The organism is Streptomyces venezuelae (assembly GCF_008642315.1).
Classification (GTDB): domain Bacteria; phylum Actinomycetota; class Actinomycetes; order Streptomycetales; family Streptomycetaceae; genus Streptomyces; species Streptomyces venezuelae_D.
In genome coordinates this window covers 7,510,090-7,533,014 of record NZ_CP029192.1, presented here as the reverse complement: position 1 = coordinate 7,533,014, position 22,925 = coordinate 7,510,090, and the positions used below count along the sequence as shown (strand labels likewise).

Annotated in this window: 18 protein-coding genes; 10 read left to right on the top strand and 8 right to left on the bottom strand. The window is 71.2% G+C overall.

What is annotated here, in order from left to right; translation table 11 throughout:
* Window positions 1–83: 83 nt before the first annotated feature.
* Window positions 84–2,069, bottom strand: a complete 1,986-nt coding sequence (locus DEJ48_RS33315; RefSeq protein WP_150219858.1) for an acetoacetate--CoA ligase — start codon at window positions 2,067–2,069, stop codon at window positions 84–86.
* A gap of 215 nt (window positions 2,070–2,284) precedes the next feature.
* On the opposite strand from DEJ48_RS33315, the gene DEJ48_RS33310 reads away from it, so the two are divergent.
* Complete coding sequence (locus DEJ48_RS33310) at window positions 2,285–4,648, top strand: glycoside hydrolase family 31 protein (protein ID WP_150219857.1); 2,364 nt, start codon at window positions 2,285–2,287, stop codon at window positions 4,646–4,648.
* Between the two features lie 77 nt (window positions 4,649–4,725).
* On the opposite strand, the gene DEJ48_RS33305 is transcribed toward DEJ48_RS33310, so the two are convergent.
* Complete coding sequence (locus DEJ48_RS33305; protein ID WP_150219856.1) at window positions 4,726–5,256, bottom strand: NUDIX domain-containing protein; 531 nt, start codon at window positions 5,254–5,256, stop codon at window positions 4,726–4,728.
* A 72-nt stretch (window positions 5,257–5,328) separates the two neighbouring features.
* On the opposite strand from DEJ48_RS33305, the gene DEJ48_RS33300 reads away from it, so the two are divergent.
* The 5 genes from DEJ48_RS33300 (at window position 5,329) to glpK (ending at window position 10,792) form a co-directional block, all read left to right on the top strand.
* Window positions 5,329–6,159 (top strand): M15 family metallopeptidase, encoded by an 831-nt coding sequence (locus DEJ48_RS33300; RefSeq protein ID WP_150219855.1) that lies wholly within the window; start codon window positions 5,329–5,331, stop codon window positions 6,157–6,159.
* 256 nt (window positions 6,160–6,415) lie between these two features.
* Entirely contained in the window at window positions 6,416–6,841 is a 426-nt protein-coding gene (locus DEJ48_RS33295) for a Zn-ribbon domain-containing OB-fold protein (RefSeq protein WP_150221544.1), read from the top strand.
* A complete protein-coding gene (locus DEJ48_RS33290; RefSeq protein ID WP_150221543.1) occupies window positions 6,838–8,028 on the top strand; it encodes a lipid-transfer protein in 1,191 nt (396 codons plus the stop codon). The genes DEJ48_RS33295 and DEJ48_RS33290 overlap by 4 nt, the downstream gene beginning before the upstream one ends.
* Before the next feature lie 438 nt (window positions 8,029–8,466).
* On the top strand, window positions 8,467–9,222 hold the full coding sequence (locus tag DEJ48_RS33285) for an MIP/aquaporin family protein (RefSeq protein WP_150219854.1): 756 nt from the start codon (window positions 8,467–8,469) through the stop codon (window positions 9,220–9,222).
* Between the two features lie 49 nt (window positions 9,223–9,271).
* Window positions 9,272–10,792 carry a glycerol kinase GlpK gene (glpK, locus tag DEJ48_RS33280; protein ID WP_150219853.1) on the top strand — a complete coding sequence of 507 codons (1,521 nt, stop codon included), beginning with the start codon at window positions 9,272–9,274 and terminating at the stop codon, window positions 10,790–10,792.
* 82 nt (window positions 10,793–10,874) lie between these two features.
* Here the strand turns inward: glpK and DEJ48_RS33275 are convergent, their stop codons facing one another.
* The 4 genes from DEJ48_RS33275 to DEJ48_RS33260 form a co-directional block, all read right to left on the bottom strand.
* Complete coding sequence (locus tag DEJ48_RS33275) at window positions 10,875–11,480, bottom strand: GTP-binding protein (RefSeq protein WP_150219852.1); 606 nt, start codon at window positions 11,478–11,480, stop codon at window positions 10,875–10,877.
* A gap of 104 nt (window positions 11,481–11,584) precedes the next feature.
* The gene (locus DEJ48_RS33270; RefSeq protein ID WP_150219851.1) at window positions 11,585–12,028 is read right to left on the bottom strand and encodes a DUF742 domain-containing protein; all 444 of its coding nucleotides are present in this window, start codon (window positions 12,026–12,028) and stop codon (window positions 11,585–11,587) included.
* A gap of 9 nt (window positions 12,029–12,037) precedes the next feature.
* Entirely contained in the window at window positions 12,038–12,478 is a 441-nt protein-coding gene (locus tag DEJ48_RS33265) for a roadblock/LC7 domain-containing protein (protein ID WP_150165449.1), read from the bottom strand.
* On the bottom strand, window positions 12,475–15,456 hold the full coding sequence (locus DEJ48_RS33260) for a nitrate- and nitrite sensing domain-containing protein (protein ID WP_150219850.1): 2,982 nt from the start codon (window positions 15,454–15,456) through the stop codon (window positions 12,475–12,477). Before DEJ48_RS33260 ends, DEJ48_RS33265 begins: the two co-directional genes overlap by 4 nt.
* Before the next feature lie 437 nt (window positions 15,457–15,893).
* On the opposite strand from DEJ48_RS33260, the gene DEJ48_RS33255 reads away from it, so the two are divergent.
* Window positions 15,894–16,349, top strand: a complete 456-nt coding sequence (locus tag DEJ48_RS33255; protein ID WP_411757558.1) for a hypothetical protein — start codon at window positions 15,894–15,896, stop codon at window positions 16,347–16,349.
* A gap of 79 nt (window positions 16,350–16,428) precedes the next feature.
* Here DEJ48_RS33255 and DEJ48_RS33250 read toward each other — a convergent pair whose 3' ends face one another.
* The gene (locus tag DEJ48_RS33250; RefSeq protein ID WP_150219849.1) at window positions 16,429–17,715 is read right to left on the bottom strand and encodes an NAD(P)/FAD-dependent oxidoreductase; all 1,287 of its coding nucleotides are present in this window, start codon (window positions 17,713–17,715) and stop codon (window positions 16,429–16,431) included.
* The gene (locus DEJ48_RS33245; protein WP_150219848.1) at window positions 17,712–18,071 is read right to left on the bottom strand and encodes a bifunctional 3-phenylpropionate/cinnamic acid dioxygenase ferredoxin subunit; all 360 of its coding nucleotides are present in this window, start codon (window positions 18,069–18,071) and stop codon (window positions 17,712–17,714) included. Before DEJ48_RS33245 ends, DEJ48_RS33250 begins: the two co-directional genes overlap by 4 nt.
* Before the next feature lie 190 nt (window positions 18,072–18,261).
* Here DEJ48_RS33245 and DEJ48_RS33240 point away from each other — a divergent pair, with 190 nt between their 5' ends.
* The 3 genes from DEJ48_RS33240 to DEJ48_RS33230 all read left to right on the top strand — a co-directional run bounded on the left by DEJ48_RS33240 (window position 18,262) and on the right by DEJ48_RS33230 (window position 22,924).
* A complete protein-coding gene (locus DEJ48_RS33240; RefSeq protein ID WP_223832278.1) occupies window positions 18,262–19,092 on the top strand; it encodes an IclR family transcriptional regulator in 831 nt (276 codons plus the stop codon).
* A gap of 305 nt (window positions 19,093–19,397) precedes the next feature.
* Window positions 19,398–20,483, top strand: a complete 1,086-nt coding sequence (locus DEJ48_RS33235; protein ID WP_150219847.1) for an S-(hydroxymethyl)mycothiol dehydrogenase — start codon at window positions 19,398–19,400, stop codon at window positions 20,481–20,483.
* Window positions 20,480–22,924, top strand: a complete 2,445-nt coding sequence (locus tag DEJ48_RS33230) for an FAD-dependent oxidoreductase (protein ID WP_150219846.1) — start codon at window positions 20,480–20,482, stop codon at window positions 22,922–22,924. The genes DEJ48_RS33235 and DEJ48_RS33230 overlap by 4 nt, the downstream gene beginning before the upstream one ends.
* Window position 22,925 lies beyond the last annotated feature (1 nt).

Genomic DNA, 22,925 nt, shown 5'->3' with positions numbered 1-22,925 from the left:
CCCCTGCACTCGGTCGATCAATGCTCACTCACAGTAATGAGAGGCACTGACAATCGCCGCTGAGCTGGGGAAAAGCGTGGTCCTCAGGCTCGCTCGCGGGCCAGGTCCGCGTAGAAGTCGAGGAGTTCGAGGCGGTCGACGGAGCCCGGGTTGACCGCCTTGTCCAGAGGTGTCCCCTGCAGGAGGCGCTTGACCGGGACCTCGATGCGCTTGCCGGTGAGGGTGTGCGGGATGCCGGGGACCTCGATGACCTCGTCGGGGACGTGGCGCGGGGAGAGCTGCTCGCGGATCGTCCGCTTGATCCGGTCGCGGAGCGTGTCGTCGAGGGCGGCGCCTTCGGCGAGGTGGACGAAGAGCGGCATCCAGTAGCCGCCGTCGGGCTGTTCGACGCCGATGACGAGGGATTCGCGGATCTCCGGGAGGCGTTCCACGGCTTCGTAGATGTCGGCGGATCCCATGCGGACGCCCTGGCGGTTGAGCGTGGAGTCGGAGCGGCCGTGGATGACCACCGAGCCTCGTGAGGTGAGGGTGATCCAGTCGCCGTGGCGCCAGACGCCGGGGTAGGTGTCGAAGTAGCTGTCGTGGTAGCGCGTGCCCTCCGGGTCGTTCCAGAAGTGGATGGGCATGGACGGCATGGGGTTGGTGACCACCAGTTCGCCGACCTCGTCGGTGAGCGGTTTGCCGTTGGGGTCCCAGGACTGCAGGTCCGTACCGAGGCAGGGTGCCTGGAGCTCCCCGATGTGCACGGGCAGCGTGGGGACGGCGCCGGCGAAGCAGGAGCAGACGTCGGTGCCGCCGCTGACGGAGGCGGTCCACAGACCGCCCGGGGTGTCGGCGAACTCGTCGTGGAGCCAGCGGAAGCCGTCCGGGGGCAGCGGGGAGCCGGTCGTGGCGACGCAGGTGACGCGGGACAGGTCGAAGTCACGGGCGGGGTGGACGTCGGCCTTGCGGCAAGCCATGACGTACGCGGCCGAGGTGCCGAACAGGGTGGCTCCGGTGCGTTCGGCGATGCGCCACTGGGCCGCGGTGTCCGGGTGGCCGGGGCTGCCGTCGTACAGGACGATCGTGGTGCCCGTGAGGAGGCCGGAGACGAGGAAGTTCCACATCATCCAGCCGGTCGAGGTGTACCAGAAGAAACGGTCGTCGGGGCCGAGGTCGCAGTGCAGGCCGAGCTGCTTGAGGTGTTCGACGAGGATGCCGCCCTGGGACTGGACGATCGCCTTCGGCAGGCCTGTGGTGCCGGACGAGTAGAGCACCCACAGGGGGTGGTCGAAGGGGACGGCTTCATAGGTGGGGGCGGTGTCCCCCGAGGTGAGGGCCGACCATTCCAGGGCGCCTTCGGGGGCCTCGGTGCCGAGCAGTGGGATGTGGACGACCGCGCGGAGGCTGGGCAGTTCGGAGCGGAGTTCGGCGACGGTGTCGCGGCGGTCGTGCTCCTTGCCTCCGTAGCGGTAGCCGTCGACGGTGAACAGGACGACCGGTTCGACCTGCTGGAAGCGGTCGAGGACGCTGCGGGCGCCGAAGTCGGGGGCGCAGGAGGTCCAGACGGCGCCGACGGCGGCGGTGGCCAGGAGCGCGACGACGGCCTGCGGGATGTTGGGCAGGTAGCCGCTGACGCGGTCTCCGGGGCGCACGCCGAGGGTGCGCAGTTCCGCCGTCAGGGAGCCGACTTGGCGGCGCAGCTCGGCCCAGGTGACGGGTTGCGGGTCGTGGCTCTCGTCCACGTGGAGGAGGGCGGGGGTGTCCGCGCGCGTGGGGTCGTCGGCGGCGCGCAGTGCGTGTTCGGCGTAGTTGAGGGTCGCTCCGGGGAACCACTCGGCCCCGGGCATGGTGCGGTCGCCGAGTACGCGCGCGTAGGGGGTGGTGAAACGGACGTCGAACCAGTCGGTGACGGCCTTCCAGAACGTCTCGAGCTCGGTCACCGACCAGCGGTGCAGCGCTTCGTATCCTCCGTCGGCCGGGGCTCCGTAGTGCTCGGCGGCCCAGGCCTGGAACCTGGTGACCTGCGCTTCGGCGATCCTCTCCGGGCTCGGCTGCCAGAGCGGCGCAGGGTTCGCTGAGGACGTCATGGGGCGGCTCCCGGACTGTACGCGTCGTATGCGTGTGGGGTGCGCACGTGCTGGGTGTGCGCGTGAACACGGCTGCAAGGGACGATGCCACGTGATCGACTTCCGCACCAGGGTGTGCCTCACACGGTCGACCCCGCGACTGTGTGGTGTCGGCCCAGGTGAACGGCCAATGAACGGGGCACACATACGGCTTCTTCGGTGGCAGGGTGAGCAGCATGAACGGTCGTGACCTGGTGCGTTCGGTGAAGGTGGTCGGCATGGTCGGCACGGCGCAGGGGTTGCGCACGGTGCGCTCGTCGTGGCGCAGATGGCGGGCCGACGCGGCGGCAGTCGTGCCGCGGGGCACGGAGCGCGCACGGGTGCCGGGGCCCGTGACGGGGATGGAGCAGGAGCCGGGCGGCGGTGTGGTGCGGTTCGCCCGTGCCGAGCTGCGGGTGCGGGTGACCGCGGGCGGAGCGGTGTTCCTGGGGTGGGACGGGGCGGAGCCGGAGCCGTCATACGCGTTGGCGGGCCGGAGCCCGGAGGCGGATCCCCGGGCCGTCCTGGAGCCCGACACGGAGGGCGGCTGGCGGGTGGTCTCGGAGCGCGTGACGGTCGTCGTCTCGCGGTTCGGGGCGGTGGAGCTGCGCACGCCCGGCGGTATGACGTTGCGGCGGGATCTGCCGCCTCGGTGGTGGGAGCGGGCCGATGGTGGCGCGGGGCGCTGGGTGCAGCGGTCCGAGGTGCCCGCGGAGGCGCGCTTCTTCGGTCTCGGCGGCCGATCCTCGGGGCCCCGGCTGCGGAACGGGACGTACCGGCTGTGGAACACGGATCCGGGTGGGTCCTTCGGGCCGGGCGACGATCCGCTGTACATCACCATGCCGGTGCAGATGGTGGTCTCGGACGCCGCCACGCATCTGGTCTTCCACGACAACACCTGGGAGGGCGCTGTCTCTGTCCACGAGGGCGCTGAGGGTGCCGGTTCCGGGCACGACAGGGCCGGTTCGTGCGAGGTGCGGATGAGTGGCGGTCCGCTGCGCTACTGGGCGATGGTCGGCACTCCCGCGCGCGTGCTGCACACCTGGGCGTCGCTCACCGGTCCGCCTGCGCTGCCGCCCTCGTGGGCGCTCGGGCACCATCACGCGCGGTGGGGCTTCGGGAGCGAACAGGAGGTGCGGCGGATCGTCGCCGGCTATAAGGAGCACGGGCTGCCGCTGGATGCGGTGCACCTGGACATCGATCACTACGAAGCGCACCAGGTGTTCACCGTCGACAGGGAGCGGTTCCCCAAGCTGCCGCAGCTTGCGGACGAGTTGCGCAGGGGCGGGATCCGGCTCGTGTCGATCGTCGACCCTGGGGTGAAGGCTGAGCAGGGAGTAGAGGCGTACGACAGTGGGGTGGCCTCCGATGTCTTCGTGCGCGATGCCTCGGGGCGTCCTGTCCGTGGTGTCGTATGGCCCGGGGAGGCGGTGTTTCCCGATTTCACCGACTCACGCGCGCGTGAGTGGTGGGGCACGCTCTACAAGGAGCGTCTCGATCAGGGTTTCTCGGGTTTCTGGCACGACATGAACGAGCCGGTGTCGTTCGCCGCTTTCGGTGAGGCGACGCTGCCGCGGTCTGCGCGGCACTCCTTGGAAGGGCGTGGCGGTGACCATCGTGAGGCCCACAACGTCTACGGCCTTGCGATGGCCCGCGCCGGATACGAGGCGGTGCGTGCCCTGCACCCCGAGGAGCGGCCCTTCTTGTTCTCGCGTTCCGGGTGGGCGGGAATGCAGCGCTACGGAGGGACGTGGTCCGGGGACGTGTCCACGGGCTGGCCGGGGCTTCGGGCGTCGCTGTCGCTGGTGCTGGGGCTCGGGTTGTGCGGTGTGCCGTACTCGGGTCCTGATGTGGGTGGTTTCGACGGCAGTCCGTCGCCGGAGCTGTATCTGCGGTGGTTCCAACTGGGGGCGTATCTGCCGCTGTTCCGCACGCATGCGGCGATCACGGCGGGGCGGCGTGAGCCGTGGGAGTTCGGCGACGAGGTGCTGGGTCACGCGCGTGAGGCACTCGTCGAGCGCAGGCGGTTGTTGCCGTACTTCGTGACACTCGCCCATCTCGCGCGGCGTACCGGCGCTCCCTATGTGCGGCCCTTGTGGTGGGGGAACCCCGAGGACAGGGCCTTGCGGGACTGTGAGGACGCTTTCCTGCTCGGTGACTCCTTGCTGGTGGCGCCCGTGCTGGAGAGCGGTGCGGTGCGGCGGGCGGTGCGGCTGCCGCGGGGGCGCTGGTACGACACGGCGACCGGCCGGGCGTACGAGGGGCCGGGGAAGGTGCTCGTGGACGCTCCGCTGTCGCGCGTTCCCGTGTTCGCGCGCGGGGGCTCGGTGCTGCCGGTGCGCGGGGGCGAGGGGGGCATCGAGTTGGAGGCGTGGGCGCCCGCCCAGGGACGTTCCGGGGGCGGCCTCGTGGTGGCCGACGCGGGCGACGGGTGGGCGGAGGCGGAGCTCGAACGCTTCACGACGCGGTGGAGCGAGGGACGGGTCGTCGTCGAGCGGGAGGGGAGCGAGGACGGGCCCGCACCGGGGCGCCCGGTGCGGGTGCGGGGTCTGGACGGGTGAGGGTCAGCCGCGATGCGGAAGCCTGCCGCGGCTGAGGGATGTGGCGCGGCCCTTGGGGAGCCGGTCACGGTTGCCGGTCAGTAGCGGCCCTCGAACCATGCGCGTGCCGCCAGTGTGTGCAGCGGGAAGGCGAGTTCTTCGGGGCGGCGCAGCAGGTGCCGGCCTTCGGTCTCGTCGGTCGGGGCCGACTGCGGCAGATCCGCGGCGGGGCGAGCGGGCAGGAGACCGAAGAGCAGGAGGTGGCCGTCGGTCGCACTCATGGCGTCGACCAGGCGCACGTCGCGGCTCTCCGCTCCGATGCCGGTCTCTTCCTTCAGTTCGCGCACGGTCGCGTCGCGCCAGTCCTCCCGGTCGTCGATGAACCCGCCGGGCAGCGCGATGCCTCCCCGCGCGGGAGCGATGGTGCGGGTGATGACGACCAGGCCTGTGCCCTGGGTGTCGTAGACGGGCTGGAGCGCGACCGCGACGGGCAGCGGGTTGCGATAGGTCACCGCGCCGCAGTCGGCGCAGGTGCGGGGCCAGCCCTCGGGCTGGTCCTCGTAGGACGTTCCGCAGCTCGAACAGTGGGAGCCCGGAACGGAGTTGGTGGAGTGTGGGGATGCGGACACGCCGCGGACTGTATCCGATCCCTGCCGCGCCGGTCTTTCGCGGGTGGCGGTGGTCCTGATAGACGCTGGGACATGACAGGACTTGTCCCCGCCCTGCGGAATCTCGCCCTCTGTGCCGCCGCTCTGCTCTCCGTGGCCGCCGTCCCCTCCCCCGCGCACGCGCGTGCCGAATCCCCGGCACACGCGCGTGCCGAGCCGAAGGCTCCGAAGGAGTTCGTCGCGCTCCGCGACGTCGACCCGACGATCATTCAGGAGATGCGCTACTTCACGCCGCACAACTTCGTCGGCGAGCACGTGGACGGCTACAGGCAGCCGATGTGCGTCGTCACCGGGCCCGCGGCGAAGGCCTTGCACAAGGCGCAGCGCAAGCTGCTGCGCAAGGGCTACTCCCTGAAGGTGTACGACTGCTACCGGCCGCAGCGGGCCGTCGACCACTTCGTGCGCTGGGCCGAGGACCTCGCCGATGAGCGCATGAAGGCGGAGTTCTATCCCCATGTCGACAAGTCGCGGCTGTTCGACGACGGCTACATCGCGGAGAAGTCCGGGCACAGCCGGGGCTCCACGGTGGATCTGACGGTGGTGCGGCTGCCGGCTCCGCCGACCCGGCCGTACGTCCCCGGAGAGCCGCTCAAGCCCTGCTTCGGTCCACGCGCCGAGCGCTTCCCGGACAACTCCTTGGACATGGGGACGGGATTCGACTGCTTCGACACCCTCTCGCACACGGACGATCCCCGGATCAAGGGCAAGCAGCGCGCCAACCGTGATCTCCTGCGCGACGCGCTCGGCAAGGAGGGCTTCGTCAACCTCCCTGAGGAGTGGTGGCACTACACGTACAAGCCGGAGACGTTCCCCGACACCTACTTCGACTTCCCCGTCTCCCGGAAGTCGCTGTGGGGGAAGTGAGGCCACCGGCACCTCGGGTGCGGTAGGGGGTGTCCGGGACCACCCCCGTCGGCCCCGGACACCCCCTACCGATACTCGGACGCGAAAGGGGGCCATCCGGTTCACCGCGTCTGCCGGTTTTCGCTCCCCCGAAGAAAGTCGGCCACCTCGTGACGGATTCCGGTGCCCCCTGACGAAAGCCGGTTGCCCGTGGCACACTTCTGACGTTCCGTCAGATCCAGTGCCTGGAGGAGCCTTGTCGCGTACGCGCACACCCGTGGTGGCCAACTGGTTCGCCGGGGAGGGTGACGACTTCCGCCTGCTGGGCACGCGCTGCACCGCGTGCGCCTGTGTCTTCTTCCCGCGCGAGGACGGGTTCTGCCGCAATCCCGGCTGTGCGGGCGGCGAGCTGGCCGAGGTGCCGCTTTCGCGGCGCGGACGCGTCTGGTCGTACACCGACGGCCGCTACCGGCCCCCCGCTCCCTACGTCTCCGACCCGGAACTTCCCTGGGAGCCCTACACGTTGATCGCTGTGGAGCTGGAAGCGGAGCGGATGGTGGTGCTCGGGCAGTCGGTGCCCGGGGTCTCCGTGGCCGATCTGGAGGTCGGCATGGAGGTGGAGGTCGTCCAGGGGGTCCTCGACGAGGACAGCGGGACGACATGGACGACATGGCACTGGCGGCCCGTGGCGGTGGGCGCATGACCGCGGAGGTGGCGGTGCTCGGCGCGGGCATGCACCCCTGGGGCAAGTGGGGGCGCGGATTCGTCGAGTACGGAGTGGCGGCGGCACGCGCGGCACTCGTGGACGCCGGTGTCGGCTGGCGGGACGTGGGTTCGATCGTCGGCGCCGACACGGTGCGCGGCGGCTATCCGGGGTATGTCGCGGGGGCCACGTTCGCCAAGGCGCTCGGCTGGCAGGGTGCACGCGTGGCGAGTGTGTACGCGGCCTGCGCGTCGGGAGCCCAGGCGATCAACACGGCGCGGACGCAGATCCTCGCGGGCATGGCCGACGTGGTCCTGGTGGTGGGCGCCGACGCGGCACCGAAGGGGTTCTTCCGTCCGGCGGGCGGGGACCGGCCCGACGACCCCGACTGGCTGCGGTTCCGTGTCCTCGGAGCGACCAATCCGGCCTACTTCGGCCTGTACGCGCGCCGCCGGATGGCCGTGCACGGCGACACTCTGGAGGACTTCGCCCAGGTCAAGGTGAAGAACGCCGCGGCCGGCGCGCTCAACGCGAACGCGCGCTACCGCAAGACGGTCACCGCCGAGGAGGTCGCCGCGTCCGCCGTCGTGGCCGATCCGCTGCGGCTGCTCGACATCTGTGCCACCTCGGACGGCGCCGCGGCCCTCGTACTCTCCAGCATGGAATTCGCCCGCCGCCACGGTGCGGCGGACCCGGTGCGCATCCGCGCGGTATCCACCGTCACCCCCACGTATCCCACGACGGTGCTCGACCTGCCGGACATCGCCACGGACTCGGCGGCGGTCGTGGCCCCCGCCGATGGGACGTTCCGCGCGTCCATCGCGCGGGCGGCGTACGAAGAAGCGGGCATAGGCCCCGAGGACATCTCGCTGGCCGAGGTCTACGACCTGTCGACCGCCCTGGAACTGCAGTGGTACGAGGACCTGGAGCTGTGCGGTGAGGGCGAGGGCGCCAAGCTGCTGCGCGACGGAGTGACGGCGCCCGGCGGACGCGTCCCCGTGAACACCAGTGGGGGCCTCGCTTCCTTCGGGGAGGCGGTGCCCGCGCAGGCCATCGCTCAAGTCTGCGAAGTGACGTGGCAGTTGCGAGGGACGGCAGGGGCGCGTCAGATCGAAGGGGCGCGTGTGGGGGTCACCGCGAACCAGGGACTGTTCGGGCACGGGTCGTCGGTCGTGGCGGTGCGCTGAGCCCTCCACAGGGCCGTGAGGCGGCTCGGCACGGGTGCGAGGCCACCGTGGGCGGTGGAGGGCTCCTGAGGGCTCCTCACGGGGGTCGTGGGGGAAGCTCACGCGCCGGTCAACCGTTGCCGTCCGCGACCTTGACGCTCCATCACCATCGGTGAACACTTCCGGGTGTCAGTCGGCGTCGCCGCACCTCGGCTCCCCGCGCACAGAGGCCTCTGCGCGCGTGCAGGGTCGGCACAAAGGGCCTGTCCAGCCTCTTCGACAGGTCATCCCCCATCGGCGGTCCGACTGTGACGGCACGCTCGCCACGGGCGCCGGGCGGGGCTCGGGAGACCTCGCCTCCGGCTGCGTCAGCCGGGCGTATCCAGGCGGTAGTCGTGGGAACGCACCCTGCACGGAGGACCGGGGCGCACCGCCCCGGGCGAGGGCCTAGGAGCCGCCATGTACTCGAACGGGGACATCTTCGTCGGTGAGGTCATCGGCACCGCGATTCTGATTCTTCTCGGCGCCGGCGTGTGCGCCGCCGTCACACTCAGCCATTCGAAGGCGAAGGCCTCCGGATGGGTCGTCATCGCCTTCGGATGGGGCTTCGGCGTGCTCGCCGGCGCGTACACCGCGGGCCCGCTCTCCGGGGGTCACCTCAACCCGGCCGTGACGCTCGGCATCGCGATCGACACCGGGGAGTGGGACAAGACCTGGATCTACGTCCTCGGGCAGATGGTCGGCGCGATGCTGGGTGCCGTCCTCGCCTACCTCGTGTACCTGGCGCAGTTCAACGCCAACGTCACGCGGGGCGCGAAGGGCGACTCGGAGGGCGTGCACACGCCGACGCCGACACTCGGGATCTTCTCCACCATCCCGGAGATCCGGAACCCGGTCGCCAACATCATCACCGAGGTCATCGCGACCGTCGCCCTGGTGCTGCCCATCCTGGCCTTCGGGCTCACGAAGGGGCTCGGCGAATCCGGCACGCAGACGCTGATCGTGGCCTTCCTCGTCGTCGGTATCGGCCTCTCCCTCGGTGGTCCCACGGGGTACGCCATCAACCCGGCGCGCGACCTCGGTCCGCGCGTCGTGCACACGTTCCTGCCGATCCCCAACAAGGGCACGTCCGACTGGAGCTACGCCTGGGTTCCGGTGGCAGGACCGCTGATCGGCGGGGCGCTCGCGGGCCTCATCTACAACGCAGCCTTCTGAGTCTGCGCAGCCTTCTGAGTCTTCTCACCAAGGTCATCAAGGGGTAGCCATGCCGGACAGCTCCGAGAAATTCGTCGCCGCCATCGACCAGGGCACCACGTCGAGCCGTTGCATCATCTTCAACCAGGACGGCGCGATCGTCGCCGTGGACCAGCGCGAGCACCGCCAGATCTTCCCCAAGCCCGGCTGGGTGGAGCACGACGCCACCGAGATCTGGTCCAAGGTGCAGGCGGTGGTCGCCGGGGCGATCGCCAAGGCCGGGCTCCGCGCCGACCAGCTGAGCGCACTGGGCATCACCAACCAGCGGGAGACCACGGTCCTGTGGGACCGCGCCACCGGCAAGCCCGTGCACAACGCCATCGTCTGGCAGGACACCCGCACCTCGGCGCTCTGCAACGAACTGGGCGGCGCGGACGGCCAGGACCGCTTCCGCGAACAGACCGGCCTGCCCCTGGCGAGCTACTTCTCCGGACCAAAGGCCGCCTGGCTGCTCGACAACGTGCCGGGGCTCAGGGCCCGCGCCGAGCGGGGCGAGATAGCCTTCGGCACCATCGACTCCTGGCTGATCTGGAACCTCACGGGCGGCACCGACGGCGGCAAGCACGTCACCGACGTCACCAACGCGGGCCGCACCATGCTGATGAACCTGGAGACGCTCCAGTGGGACCCGTCGATCCTTTCGGCGATGAACGTCCCCGAAGCGGTCCTGCCGGAGATCAGGTCGTCTTCCGAGGTGTACGGGACGGCGGTGGGCCAGCTCTCCGGAGTGCCCGTCGCCTCCGCCCTTGGCGACCAGCAGGCGGCCGTCTTCGGGCAGGCCTGCTACGACACGGGGACGGCCAAGAACACGTACGGCACGGGGAGTTTCCTCCTGCTCAACACCGGCAACCGCCCTGTCCCCTCCAAGAGCGGCCTGCTCACGACGATGGGCTACAAGATCGGCTCCGAGGCGCCGGTGTACTGCCTGGAGGGGTCGATCGCGATCACCGGCGCCCTGGTGCAGTGGTTCAGGGACCAGCTCGGCATCATCCGCAACGCGGATGAGATCGAGACCCTCGCGGCGAGCGTCGACGACAACGGCGGGGCGTACATCGTGCCCGCGTTCTCCGGCCTGTACGCGCCCTACTGGCGCTCCGACGCGCGCGGTGTCGTCACCGGACTCACCCGGTACGTCACCAAGGCGCATCTCGCGCGTGCCGTCCTGGAGGCGACGAGCTGGCAGACACGCGAGGTCGTGGACGCCATGTACCAGGACTCCGGAGTGCGGATCACCACCCTCAAAGTGGACGGCGGCATGACCAAGAACAACCTCCTGATGCAGCACCAGGCGGACGTCCTGGGTGTACCGGTGATCCGCCCCAAGGTCTCCGAGACGACCTGTCTGGGCGCGGCCTACGCCGCCGGGCTCGCGACCGGCGTGTGGAACGACCTGGACGAGCTGAAGGCGCACTGGCAGCAGGACGTGGAGTGGACGCCGCACATGGACGCCACGTCGCGGGACCGCGAGTTCCACAACTGGCGCAAGGCGGTGGAGCGGAGCTTCGGCTGGCTGGAGGAGGACGAGGGCTGACAGGCCGGCCGAACGGAACCGCGGCCCGTACCCCAGTCGGCGGGGGTACGGGCCGTGGCGGTGAGCGCACGCCGACAGCGCACTACGTAGTGACGGGTTCCCGAGCCGCCGCGGCCGCCGCCATCGCGTGTTCGACGACGTCGATGAGGACTTCCTTGACGCTTTCGCGGTCACGCGCGTCGCACAGCACCACGGGCACGTCGGCGTCGAGGTCCAGGGCCTGGCGTACGACGTCGGCCGGGTAACGGTTGGCGCCGTCGAAACAGTTGACGCCGACGACGAAGGGGATGGAGCGCCGTTCGAAGTAGTCCACCGCGGCGAAGCAGTCCTCGAGGCGCCGCGTGTCGGCGAGGACGACCGCACCCAGCGCGCCGGTCGACAGCTCGTCCCAGAGGAACCAGAACCGGTCCTGTCCGGGCGTGCCGAAGAGGTACAGGACCAGGTCCTCGCGGAGCGTGATGCGGCCGAAGTCCATGGCCACCGTGGTGGTGTGCTTGCCCGCGACACCACTGGTGTCGTCGATGGGCCGGCCTGCCTCGCTGAGGGTCTCCTCGGTGCGCAGCGGCTTGATCTCACTGACCGCGCCGACCAGCGTCGTCTTGCCGACGCCGAAGCCGCCGGCCACGAGGATCTTCAGCGTGACCGGCTCGACGGGGGCCTTGTCGCGCTCAGTGCGCTTGAAGATCATCGTTCACTTCTCCTGCATCGGTGGTGTCGCGCGGGGCCGGTCCGTGTCCGCCGCCGCCAGGGGGTTCGATAACGCGTACGTCGCCGGGTGCGCCGCCATGCCGCTCAGAGCGCCCGGAGGCCGCTGATGACATCGCGCAGGATGCTCTCGTCCGGCAGCTCGGCGGGGGGCACGGGACGCGTCACGTGCACCAGTTCGTCGTCGACGAGGTCCCCTATGAGGACGCGGACCACGCCGATGGGCAGGTCGAGTTCGGCCGCCAGCTCGGCGACCGACTGAGGCGTGTCACGGCACAGCCCGACGATGTCCACATGCTCCGGAGACAGCGTCCGATCGGTCTCCGGGACGTCGTACGCGTGGGCCTCGGTGACGACGACCGCGATCAGGTCGAGCCGGTGCTGTCCGTTGCTCGTGGTGCGGCCGCGCGTCATGGCGTACGGCCGCACCACGGGGCCCGCGTCGTCGTCGAACCAGCGGGGCGACTCCTGCGCCCGCGGTAAATTCCGCGCCGTTGTGGTTCTCTTCGTCCCTCGACCGTCTTCGCTCATGACCTCCCACTACCCCCCGGCGGGCAGATCCGTGCGCGGTGCCGTACCCAGGTGCACGCCTACCCGCTTGACCAGCAGCGTCATTTCGTACGCGACCAGACCGACGTCGGAATCCGCGTCCGCGAGGACGGCGAGGCAGCTGCCGTCGCCCGCGGCCGTGACGAACAGGAAGGCGTCGTCGAGCTCGACCACGGTCTGGCGGACCCTGCCCGCCTCGAAGTGCCGCCCCACGCCCTTGGCGAGGCTGTGGAACCCGGAGGCGACCGCGGCGAGGTGCTCGCTGTCCTCCCTCGTCAGATTCTTCGACACACCGGTCGGCAGGCCGTCTCCGGAGAGCACGAGTGCCTTGCGGATGCTGGCGACGCGCTGCACCAGGTCGTCGAGGAGCCAGTTCAGCTCACCCCGTCCCCCGGTCGTGGTGGTGCGTGCGTCGGCATTCGGTGCGGTCATCGACCGTCCCCCTCGGGTGTCGTTCCTGGTGCTGTGCCGTTCGTGGCGTCGTCGCCCGCGGCGTTCTCGTCGCGGCCGCGCTGCCAGCCCCGCTGGAGCGATGCCATGCGGCTGCGTACCTCTTCGGCGTCCCGCTCCTCGGGCCGGGTCTCGGCGCGCGGGGAACGGTGGTCGGGTCCGTCCTTCAACTGCGGGGCCAGGTTGGCCTGCCGGACACGGCGGGGCAGTCCGCCCACCGTGGTCGTGGTGCTCGGGTCCCCGGCGCGGCCCTCGGCCGGGGCGCGGCGGCCGCGTGACGGCAGGTCGGTCGGCGCGTCGTCGACGGCCGTGACGTCACGGTGCGGAGGCGACAGGTCGGGCCAGGAGGGCTGCTGCCGCGAGCGCTCCGGGGACGGCATCTCGTCCTCGGCGGCCGGGTCCAGGGGCCTGCTCTCCGTAGACCCGTCCTCCGGGAAACGGCGGTCGGTCCAAAAGCGGCTGTCCGACGGAAAACGGTTGTCCGTCCGGGAGCGGTTGTCCTCGGAGAAACGGCTGTCTTCGGAGAGGCGGTTCTCCTGGGCTCTGCCTCCGGAGAGGCGGCTTTCCTGCGACCTGTCGTCGGGGAAGCGGCTGTCCTGTGGCCTGGCGTGCGTCACCGGGCGGCCGTTGGAGCGGACCAGCTTCGGGGTCCTGCGGCGCGGCAGCGGAACAGGGCCTTGGGAGTGGGCGTCCTCGGCGGAGTCGTCGTCGGCGGGTGCGGTGTCCCGGCGGGTCGGCTCGGCGCGGCTCGCCTCGCGGTCGTCGCGGGCCTGCTGGTGCTGTTCTCCGGGTGTGCCCGCCACCCGGCGGCGGGGCCGGAAGAGGCCGCCGCGCTCGCTGTCCTCGTCGTCGAGGGACCCGGGGAAGCCGCCGAGGTCCGCCATGCCGACGGGCGCCTCCAGCTCGACGGGGCCGTCGAGGACGGACGCGGGCAGGCCCGGCAGCTGCACGGGCACCTGCGCGAGGGCCGCGGCACGGTCGACGTTCTGGTCGGCGCCCGGCACGGCTTCCTTGGTCCGTGCCCGGTCGAGCCGGAAGCCCGTCCCGTCGGTCTCCGGCACGTCGTCGGTGAGCAGGGAGTCGGGGATGAACACGACGGCGGTCGTGCCGCCGTACGGCGAGGGCTGCAGCGAGACACGGACACGCTGGCGCTGCGCGAGCCGGCTGACCACGAACAGGCCGAGACGGTCGGTGTCGGAGAGCTCGAACTCGGGGGTCTCCGCGAGGCGCAGGTTGGCGTCCAGGAGGGCGTCGGGAGTCATGCCGAGGCCCCGGTCGTGGATCTCCAGGGTAAAGCCGTTGGCGACGTGCTCTCCGAGTACCTGTACGGCGGTGTGCGGGGGCGAGAACACCGTGGCGTTCTCCAGGAGTTCCGCCATGAGGTGCGTGAGGTCGGCGACCGCGGGTCCGGTGACCGCGATGCGGGGCAGGCGGCGCACCTCGATGCGTTCGTAGTCCTCGACCTCGGCGACGGCCGCGCGGACGACGTCCATGAGCTGGACGGGCTTGCGCCACTGACGTGAAGGAGCGGCGCCGGACAGGATGACGAGGCCCTCGGCGTGCCGCCGCATGCGGGTGGTCAGGTGGTCGAGCCGGAACAGGTCGGCGAGTTCGTCGGTGTCCTCGGTCCTGCGCTCCATGGTGTCCAGGAGCGTGAGCTGCTTGTGCAGCAGGACCTGGCTGCGGCGGGCGAGGTTGACGAAGACCTCGGAGACGCCGCGGCGCAGGTCGGCCTGTTTGACGGTGGCTTCGACGGCGGCGCGCTGCAGGGTGTTGAGGGCCTGGCCGACCTGCCCGATCTCGTCCTTGCCGTACGTCAGGCGGGGCGCCTCGGTCTCCACGTCGACCTGCTCGCCCGCGGCCAGGCGGCGCAGTACGCCGGGCAGCCGGACGCCGGACGCCTCATGGGCCTCGAGTCGCAGGCGTCGCAGGTCCCTGATGAGGCTGCGGCCGATGCGTACGGACAGGAAGAGGGAGACCAGCAGGGCGAGCAGGCCGAGCACGCCGGCCGCGATGACGCGGACGATCACGCGGACGGCCGCGGGCTCGACGCGGTCCTGGAAGCGGTCGGTCGCCTCCATGTTGCTCTCGGAGAGGTGCTTGAGGACGCGGCCTGCGGCCTGGTCCCAGTGGGCCGATGTGACCGCCCGCGGGGTGCCTGCCCCGGACTCGATGATCGCCTGCTCGGCCTTGCGCAGCTGGGTGGCCTCGGTGCCGTTCCAGTAGCGCTCGTAGCGGACGCGTTCGTCCTCTGGGACCTGGGCGAAGTTCACTTCGACGAGGAGTCCGCGCTGCGCCCGGAGCTCGGTGACCTGACGGATCTCGGACTTGGTGATGCGCCCCGCGACGAGCGCCGAGCCGACCATCGCGTCCTCACGGGACAGCAGCTCACGCGCGCGGGTGGCGCCGACGAGCGCACGACCCTGCTGGTCGTACTTCATGTCGTCGAGACCGGAGAAGCCGTTGAGGGTGCTCAACAGGTCGAAGTAGGGGTCGATCAGCTTGGTGTACATCTTCATGGCGCCGGCCCGGGTGACCGTGCCCTCTTCGACACCGCGGCGCAGCGGGGCGATGGTGTCGAAGGCTTCGACGAGCTCGTTGAGCCGCCTGCGCGATTCCCCGCTGACGCCGTCCCGGACGTCCGGGTGCCGGGCGTTGGCCCGGATCTTGTCGATCATGTCGTCGGTCGCCGTGCGGCTGCGGCGCAGCGCGGCCATCGCGTCCGAGGCCCGCGGGTCGGCGAGGTAGACGAGGGTCTGGCGGCGCTCCTGCTGGATCACGCGCGCCGTGTCCTCGACCGGGTAGGCGAGCTTGTCGACCACGTTGACCGAGTCGACGAGGTCCAGCGCCTGGCGGCCGGTGATCACTGTGGTGAAGGCCCAGATCGCCGTGAGGGAGAGCAGCGGCACGAGCAGCAGCGCCACGATCTTCCTGCGGATGGACTTCCCGCGAAAGCGCATGGCCTCCCCCAGATCGGCCCCCTGCGGCCGTTGCACGGGCCAGGGGCACACATGTGCGTCAACAAACGGCGCGAGCCTACTACTGACTCACGGGCAACTCGAAGGCGCATCCGAACGCTTTTCGGCCGTGACGAGAAAGGGGCGTCCGCAGTTGTCCCTCCATTACGGGACTTTGCGTCCCAGCATGCGGCACCACTTCCCGGGGCCCATCCGCCGTTGTACGCACGCCAGTTGGCCGGTTTCCTTCGCTCCACGGAACCGGAACGGGAATCTTTCGGATCTCTCGTTCGTCCTTGAGGAAGAGAGCCGCGGGCCGCGGTCGGGTCGCCGGTACGCCTCGGGTGCGTGACGGGGCGGGCGACATGAAGCGCGGCATAACGGGCAGTCCGGAGGGTGACCCGTGAACGGCCGCGAGCATGGGGGGAAGAGACGGAATGATGGGTACGGCAGAGCGCCACAGGGAGTCCGGGGGCGAGCAGCAGCACCGCGAAATGGCGGATCAGCGGCCGCCGTTGTGGGTCGAGGAGCCGGCGCGCAGACGGCGGCTGCCCGATCCGGTGCGGACGGCGGCGGTGCGGGCGGTGATCATAGTGGCGCTGACGCTCGTGCAGGCCATGGTCGCCTTCCTCGCCGCCCTCGCGGGGTCGTGGCTCTCCTTCCCCATGGTGCTGAGCAGCGTGGCCAGCACGGTCGTCGCCACGTGGGGCGTGCTGGACGTGTGGGTGACGCGCCAGGTCTGGAACCAGCGCAACGGGGTGGTGTCGATGCCGAGCAGCACGGCGCGGCGACTGCGGCGCGAGCGGCGCCGGGCACGCCGTGAGGCGCGGGCCCTGGCGCGCGGGAAGGGACGCATACACGGGCGCAGCGGGCCGGGGCAGCTGTCGCACCCCTGAGCCGGGGCGAAACAGGCCGACGACCGAGCGCCGACCGCGAGCAGCCGACGAACGGGCCGGCGGTTGCTCGTGGCCGGACTCAGACTCCGGCGAGCTCCGCCGCCCGTTCCGCGGCCAGGCCCCTGCGCACCTTCATGAAGGGACGGGCGCGGTCGACCGCGAGAACCGCCGTGGTCCGTCCCGCGCGTTCGTAGACGGCGAGGAACCCCTCTCCGCGCACGCCCGCCGACGGGTCGCCGCCCAGTCCGTCCGGCGAGCCCTCGACGATGCGTACGGAGTCCCCGTCGCTCCTGCGGCCGGCGAACTGGATGCGGGAGCCGTACTGGTCCGACCAGAAGTAGGGCAGAGCGTGCGCCGTGTCGACCGTGTGCCCGGCGAGCAAGTTGCGTACGGCTGCGCGGGGTTGCTCCGTGGCACTCGTCCAGTGCTCGGCGCGGACTCCGCCCACCCTGGCGACGTCGCCGACGGCGACCACCTGGGGCAACGCCGTCACGCAGCCGTCGTCGCACAGGACGCCGTCGTCCACCGCGAGAGGGGAGCCCGCGAGCCAGGCCGTGTTGGGGGTCGCCCCGATACCGACGACGACCACGTCGGCGGGCAGCAGCCGCCCGTCGGTCAGTTCGACGGCTGTGACGGAGCGGCCGGCCCGGACGGCTTCCGAGGTACGCGCACCAGCCGCGCCCGGATCAGACGCACCCGCACCCTCCGCTCCCTCCGCGCCCCGGAGCCCCGCCACGCCCACCCCCGTGAGCAACCTGACCCCACCGCGCGCATGCAGGCCCGCGCACACCGAGGCCATCTCGGGGCCGAGTTGGGCCACGAGGGGCAGCGGCGCGGCCTCGACGACGGTGACGTCATGCCCGAGGGCCACGCACGAGGACGCGGTCTCGGCGCCGATGAAGCCGCCGCCGATCACCACGACCCGACGCGGCCCGCACGTCAGCTCCGCCCGCAGTGCGCGGGCGTCGTCCAGCGTGCGCAGGGTGTGGACGCCCGCGAGCGGAGGCCCGGGAAGACGCCGGGCCGACGCGCCGGTGGCGATGACGAGGCCGTCGCCCGCCACGGTGCGACCGTCATCGAGGACGACCGTGCGGCCGCGCACGTCGAGGGACCTGGCCCGCGCGCCGAGCAGCCACTCGGCGGCGAGTTCGGCCGTCTCCTCCGCGTCCGCGAGGGCGATGTGGCTCTCGTCCGCTGTGCCGGAGCCGGACCCGGTGAGGAAGCCTTTGGACAAGGGAGGTCGGTCGTACGGCGCGTGCGGTTCGGCGCCGATGACGACCAAGCGACCGTCGAACCCCTGGGCGCGCAGCTCCCTGGCCGCGTACAGACCGGCGAGCGAGGCGCCCACCACGATGACGGTCCTCATGCCGCGGACCCCTTCTCGGCGGCGCCCGTGCCGCCATCACCCGTGGCTCCCGCGTCGGAGGCGACGAGCACGTGGATGACGCCGTCCTCCACGTACACCTGGTGGGTGCGGACGGGGCGGCGTGCGGGCAGGCAGGCAGGCTTGCCGGTGCGAAGATCGAAGGAGGCGGCGTGCAGGGGGCATTCGATCAGGCAGCCCTCCAGCCATCCCTCCGACAGGGAGGCATCCTGATGGCTGCACGTGTCGTCGATGGCGTAGAGCTCGCCGTCGGCGTTGAACACCGCGACGGGCGGTGTGATGTCGAGGCGGACGGAGTCGCCCGCGGGAAGGTCTTCGAGGCGGCATACGGGGATCATGGGCCCCCCTTTGGGTGTGATTAGGCCCGGTCCTTGGCCTCTGGCGGGCCAAGACCCTTCGGTAACATGATGTTTCGCATGGCGCACCAGAGAGCGCTATGCGCAACAGAATCCGGGTGGGGTGCCTTTCGCGTCAAGGGCTTCCCGAAGACGCGGCTTCAACAGGCCGCCAGGTGGTGAGAGTTCAGATATGACGGGCGACCGGAAACAGGCTGATCAGGACAGGGCACCCCGCGGTGAGCCGCGGGAGAAACAGCCGAAGGGGGCGGCCGGATCCGTCCAGTCCGTGGACCGCGCGGTGAGCGTCCTGGAGATCCTCGCGCGACACGGCGAGGCCGGAGTCACCGAGATCGCCGACGAGTTGGGCGTCCACAAGTCGACGGCTTTCCGGTTGCTCGGCGTGCTGGAGAACCGGGGCCTGGTCGGGCAGGCGAAGGACCGCGGGAAGTACTTCCTGGGCGCGGGGATACTCCGCCTCGCGGGGGCGGCGGCAGTGCGCATGGACATCTCCCAGGAGGGCGGCCCCGTCTGTCGCGAGCTCGCGGACGAGCTGGGCGAGACGGTCAACATCGCGGTCCTGGACGACGACGCCGCGGTCAACATCATGCAGGCCCGCGGCCCGGCGTCGGTGACGGCGCAGAACTGGCTGGGCCGGCGCACCCCGCTCCATGCCACCTCCAGCGGAAAGGTGCTCCTCGCCCATCTGCCGACCACCCTGCGCGAAGGCCTGCTGGCCCGCACCCTGCCGCGGCTGACCGACCACACGGTGACCGGCACGGTGGCGCTGCGCGGGGAGCTGGAGGCCGTGGTGGAACAGGGCTTCGCCGTGGCCGTCGAGGAGCTGGAGGTGGGCCTCGCCGCCGTCGCGGCGCCGGTGCGCGCGCACGACGGCAAGGTGATCGGCGCCCTCAGCGCATCCGGTCCCGTCTACCGGCTGACCGAGGACCGGCTGACCGAGCTCGGCAAGCGCACCGTCGCCGCCGCCGTCGAGCTCTCCCGGCGGATGGGGTACGGCTTCTGAAATTTGCCGCGCCCCCGCCCGAGCCGCGACAGAGCCGGTGCGCGGGCCGGGCGCGGGGGCCGAGCGCGCGGGCCGCGGACACAGCGTCGCAGCGTACGAACTCATGAGGGCGGAGCCGGGAGTTCACGGCTCCGCCCTCATGCGTGCGTGCGCGCCCCCGTGCGCTCCCGGGAGCGGCGAACGGCTTGGCTCCACCCCCTTGACGGCCTCTTGATGGCATTCCCACTATGTCTCTCATAGCGCAACCGAACGTGCAGGACGCAACAACACCGCCACGCCGTGCGCAACAGCAGAGGAGTCTGGCCGTGCCCCACGAGGTCCGTGCCGTCGTCGCCCAGAAGAAGGGCGCGCCCGTCGAGGTGCAGACGATCGTCGTGCCAGATCCCGGCCCCGGAGAGGTTCTCGTCTCCGTACAGGCCTGCGGGGTCTGCCACACGGATCTGCACTACCGGGAGGGCGCGATCAACGACGACTTCCCGTTCCTGCTCGGCCATGAGGCGGCCGGCACCGTCGAGGCGGTCGGCGCCGACGTCGACGGCCTCGTCCCCGGCGACTGTGTCGTGATCGCCTGGCGCGCCCCCTGCGGGGCCTGCCGCTCCTGTCTCCGCGGCCGCCCCTGGTACTGCTTCGACTCGCGCAACGCGACCCGACCCATGACGCTCCTGGACGGCACACCGCTGAGCCCCGCACTCGGGATCGGCGCCTTCGCCGAGAAGACGCTGGTCGCCGCCGGGCAGGCCGTGAAGGTCGACCCGGCGGCCCGCCCCGAGGCCGTCGCCCTGATCGGCTGCGGTGTGATGGCGGGTTACGGGGCCGCGGTGAACACCGGCGGAGTGGGCCGCGGCGACACCGTCGCCGTCATCGGCTGCGGCGGCGTGGGGAACGCCGCGGTCGCCGGGGCTGCCCTGGCCGGGGCCCGCCGCGTCATCGCCGTCGACATCGACGACGCCAAGCTGGACGGGGCCACGCGGTTCGGCGCGACGCACACCGTCAACTCGCGCGGCACGGACCCCGTCGCGGCGGTCCGGGAGCTGACCGGCGGCCACGGAGTCGACGTCGCCATCGACGCCGTCGGCACTCCGGCGACGTACGGACAGGCCTTCTACATGCGTGATCACGCGGGCGTCCTCGTCCAGGTCGGCGTGCCCGACCCGGAGATGACGATCGACCTGCCGCTGATCGACCTGTTCTCGCGCGGCGGCGCCCTCAAGTCGTCCTGGTACGGCGACTGCCTGCCCACCAGGGACTTTCCGATCCTCGTGGATCAGTACCTCACCCGCCGTCTCGACCTCGGCGGATTCGTCTCCGAGACCATCACGCTCGATCAGGTGGAGGAGGCGTTCGCGAGGATGCAACGGGGCGAAGTGCTGCGGTCGGTGGTGGTCCTGTGAGCCCCGACCGGGCCGCAGGGCCCCGCGTGGTCGTCGTCGGCGCCGGCATCGTCGGCTGTTCGCTCGCCGACGAGCTGACCGCCCGCGGCTGGACCGACGTCACCGTCCTCGACCAGGGGCCGCTGCCCGCGCCCGGCGGCTCCACCTCGCACGCGCCCGGCCTCGTCTTCCGGACGGGGCCCTCGAAGACCCTCACCGCGTTCGCCGCGTACACCGTCGAGAAGTTCAACTCCCTGGAAGTGGACGGCCTCCCGTGCTTCAACGCCGTCGGCGGCCTGGAGCTCGCCACCACACCCGAGCGCTGGGCCGACCTGCACCGCAAGGCCGGTTTCGCCGCGTCCTGGGGCGTGCGGGCCGAGCTCGTCGGCCCGGCGCGCTGCAAGGAGCTGTGGCCGCTCATCGACGAGACCCTGGTGTACGGAGGGCTGTACACGCCCGAGGACGGCCTGGCCCGTGCCGTGCCCGCCTGTCGCGCGCAGATGGAACGGGCACGCGCGCGTGGAGCACGTTTTCTCGAACGGCACACCGTGACGGGCATCGAGAAGGACGGTGGCCGTGTCACCGCCGTCGTCACCGACCGCGGCACCTTTCCCGCCGACCACGTCGTCTCGGCCGCCGGGTTCTGGGGGCCGGTGATCGGCCGGATGGCGGGGGTCGACGTCCCCCTCCTGCCGCTCGCCCACCAGTACGTGAAGACCGCGCCCCTGCCCGAGCTCGCGGGCCGCAACGACCCGCGCACCGAGGCTTCCCTGCCGATCCTGCGCCATCAGGACCGCGACCTGTACTTCCGTGAGCACACCGACCGCATCGGCATCGGCTCGTACGCCCACCGCCCGCTGCCCGTCGACCCGTTCACCGTCCCCGCGTACGACGACGCCGAGGACATGCCGTCCTCGTACCCCTTCACCGAGGAGGACTTCGCATCCAGCTGGGAGGACTGCCGGCAGCTCCTCCCCGCGCTGAAGGCGGCGGAGGTCGCGGAAGGCTTCAACGGCGTCTTCTCGTTCACGCCCGACGGCATGCCCGTGCTTGGCGAGTCCCGCGCGCTGCGCGGCTTCTGGCTGGCCGAGGCCGTGTGGGTGACCCACTCGGCGGGCGTCGCCAAGGCGGTCGCCGAGTGGATGGTCGACGGGCGGCCCTCACTCGACGTCCACGACTGCGAGCTGACGCGCTTCGAGGACGCCCAGCGCTCCCCCGCGTATGTGGCGGAGCGCGGCGCGCAGCAGTTCGTCGAGGTGTACGACGTCCTGCACCCGCTCCAGCCGATGGACCGGCCGCGGCCCCTACGGGTCAGCCCCTTCCAGGTGCGCCAGCAGGAGCTGGGCGCGGTCTTCCTGGAGGGCGGCGGCTGGGAGCGCCCGCACTGGTACGAGGCCAACGCCTCGCTGGCCGAAGGATTCCAGGGGCACGCACGAGACGCCTGGGCAGCCCGTCACTGGTCGCCCGTCGCGGCCGCCGAGGCGCGCACCACCCGCGAGCGTGTCGCCCTCTACGACATGACGCCGCTGCGCCGTCTGGAGGTCAACGGGCCCGGCGCCCTCGCCTTCCTGCAGCGCATGACCTCCAACAACCTGGCCAAGAGGCCCGGTTCTGTCACGTACACCCTCCTCCTCGACGAGGCGGGCGGCATCCGCTCCGACCTGACCGTCGCGCGGCTCGCCCCCGACCGTTTCCAGGTGGGCGCCAACTCTCCCGCCGACCTCGACTGGCTGCTCCGCCACGCCCCCGACGACGTGCACCTCAGGGACATCACCTCGGGGACCTGCTGCATCGGTGTGTGGGGGCCCCTGGCCCGCGCCCTCGTCCAGCCGCTCACCCGCGACGACTTCTCTCACGAGGCGTTCGGCTACTTCAAGGCCAAGGAGACCTACATCGGGCACGTCCCGGTGACGGCGATGCGCCTGTCGTACGTCGGTGAACTGGGCTGGGAGCTGTACACCACCGCCGATCTGGGACTCCGGCTCTGGGACACGCTGTGGGAGGCGGGGCAGACGCACGGCGTGATCGCGGCCGGGCGCTCCGCCTTCAACAGCCTGCGCCTGGAGAAGGGGTACCGGGCCTGGGGTCACGACATGACCACCGAACACAACCCCTACGAGGCGGGGGTCGGCTTCGCGGTCCGCATGAACAAGGGCGACTTCGTGGGGCGCTCGGCGCTCGAAGGCCTGAAGCGGCCCACACGGAAGCTCACCGCCCTGCTGCTCGACGACCCCGCCGCGGTCGTCCTCGGCAAGGAACCCGTGTACGTCGACGGCGTCCCCTCCGGGTACGTCACCAGCGCCTCGTACGGGTACACCCTGGGCCGCTGCGTCGCCTACGCCTGGTTGCCGCTCCTGGAGACCGGCACCGGCGTCCACGTCGAGTACTTCGGCGAGAAGGTTCCCGCGACGGTCGCCGAAGAGCCCCTGTTCGACCCGGAGATGACCCGCATCCGCCGCTAGC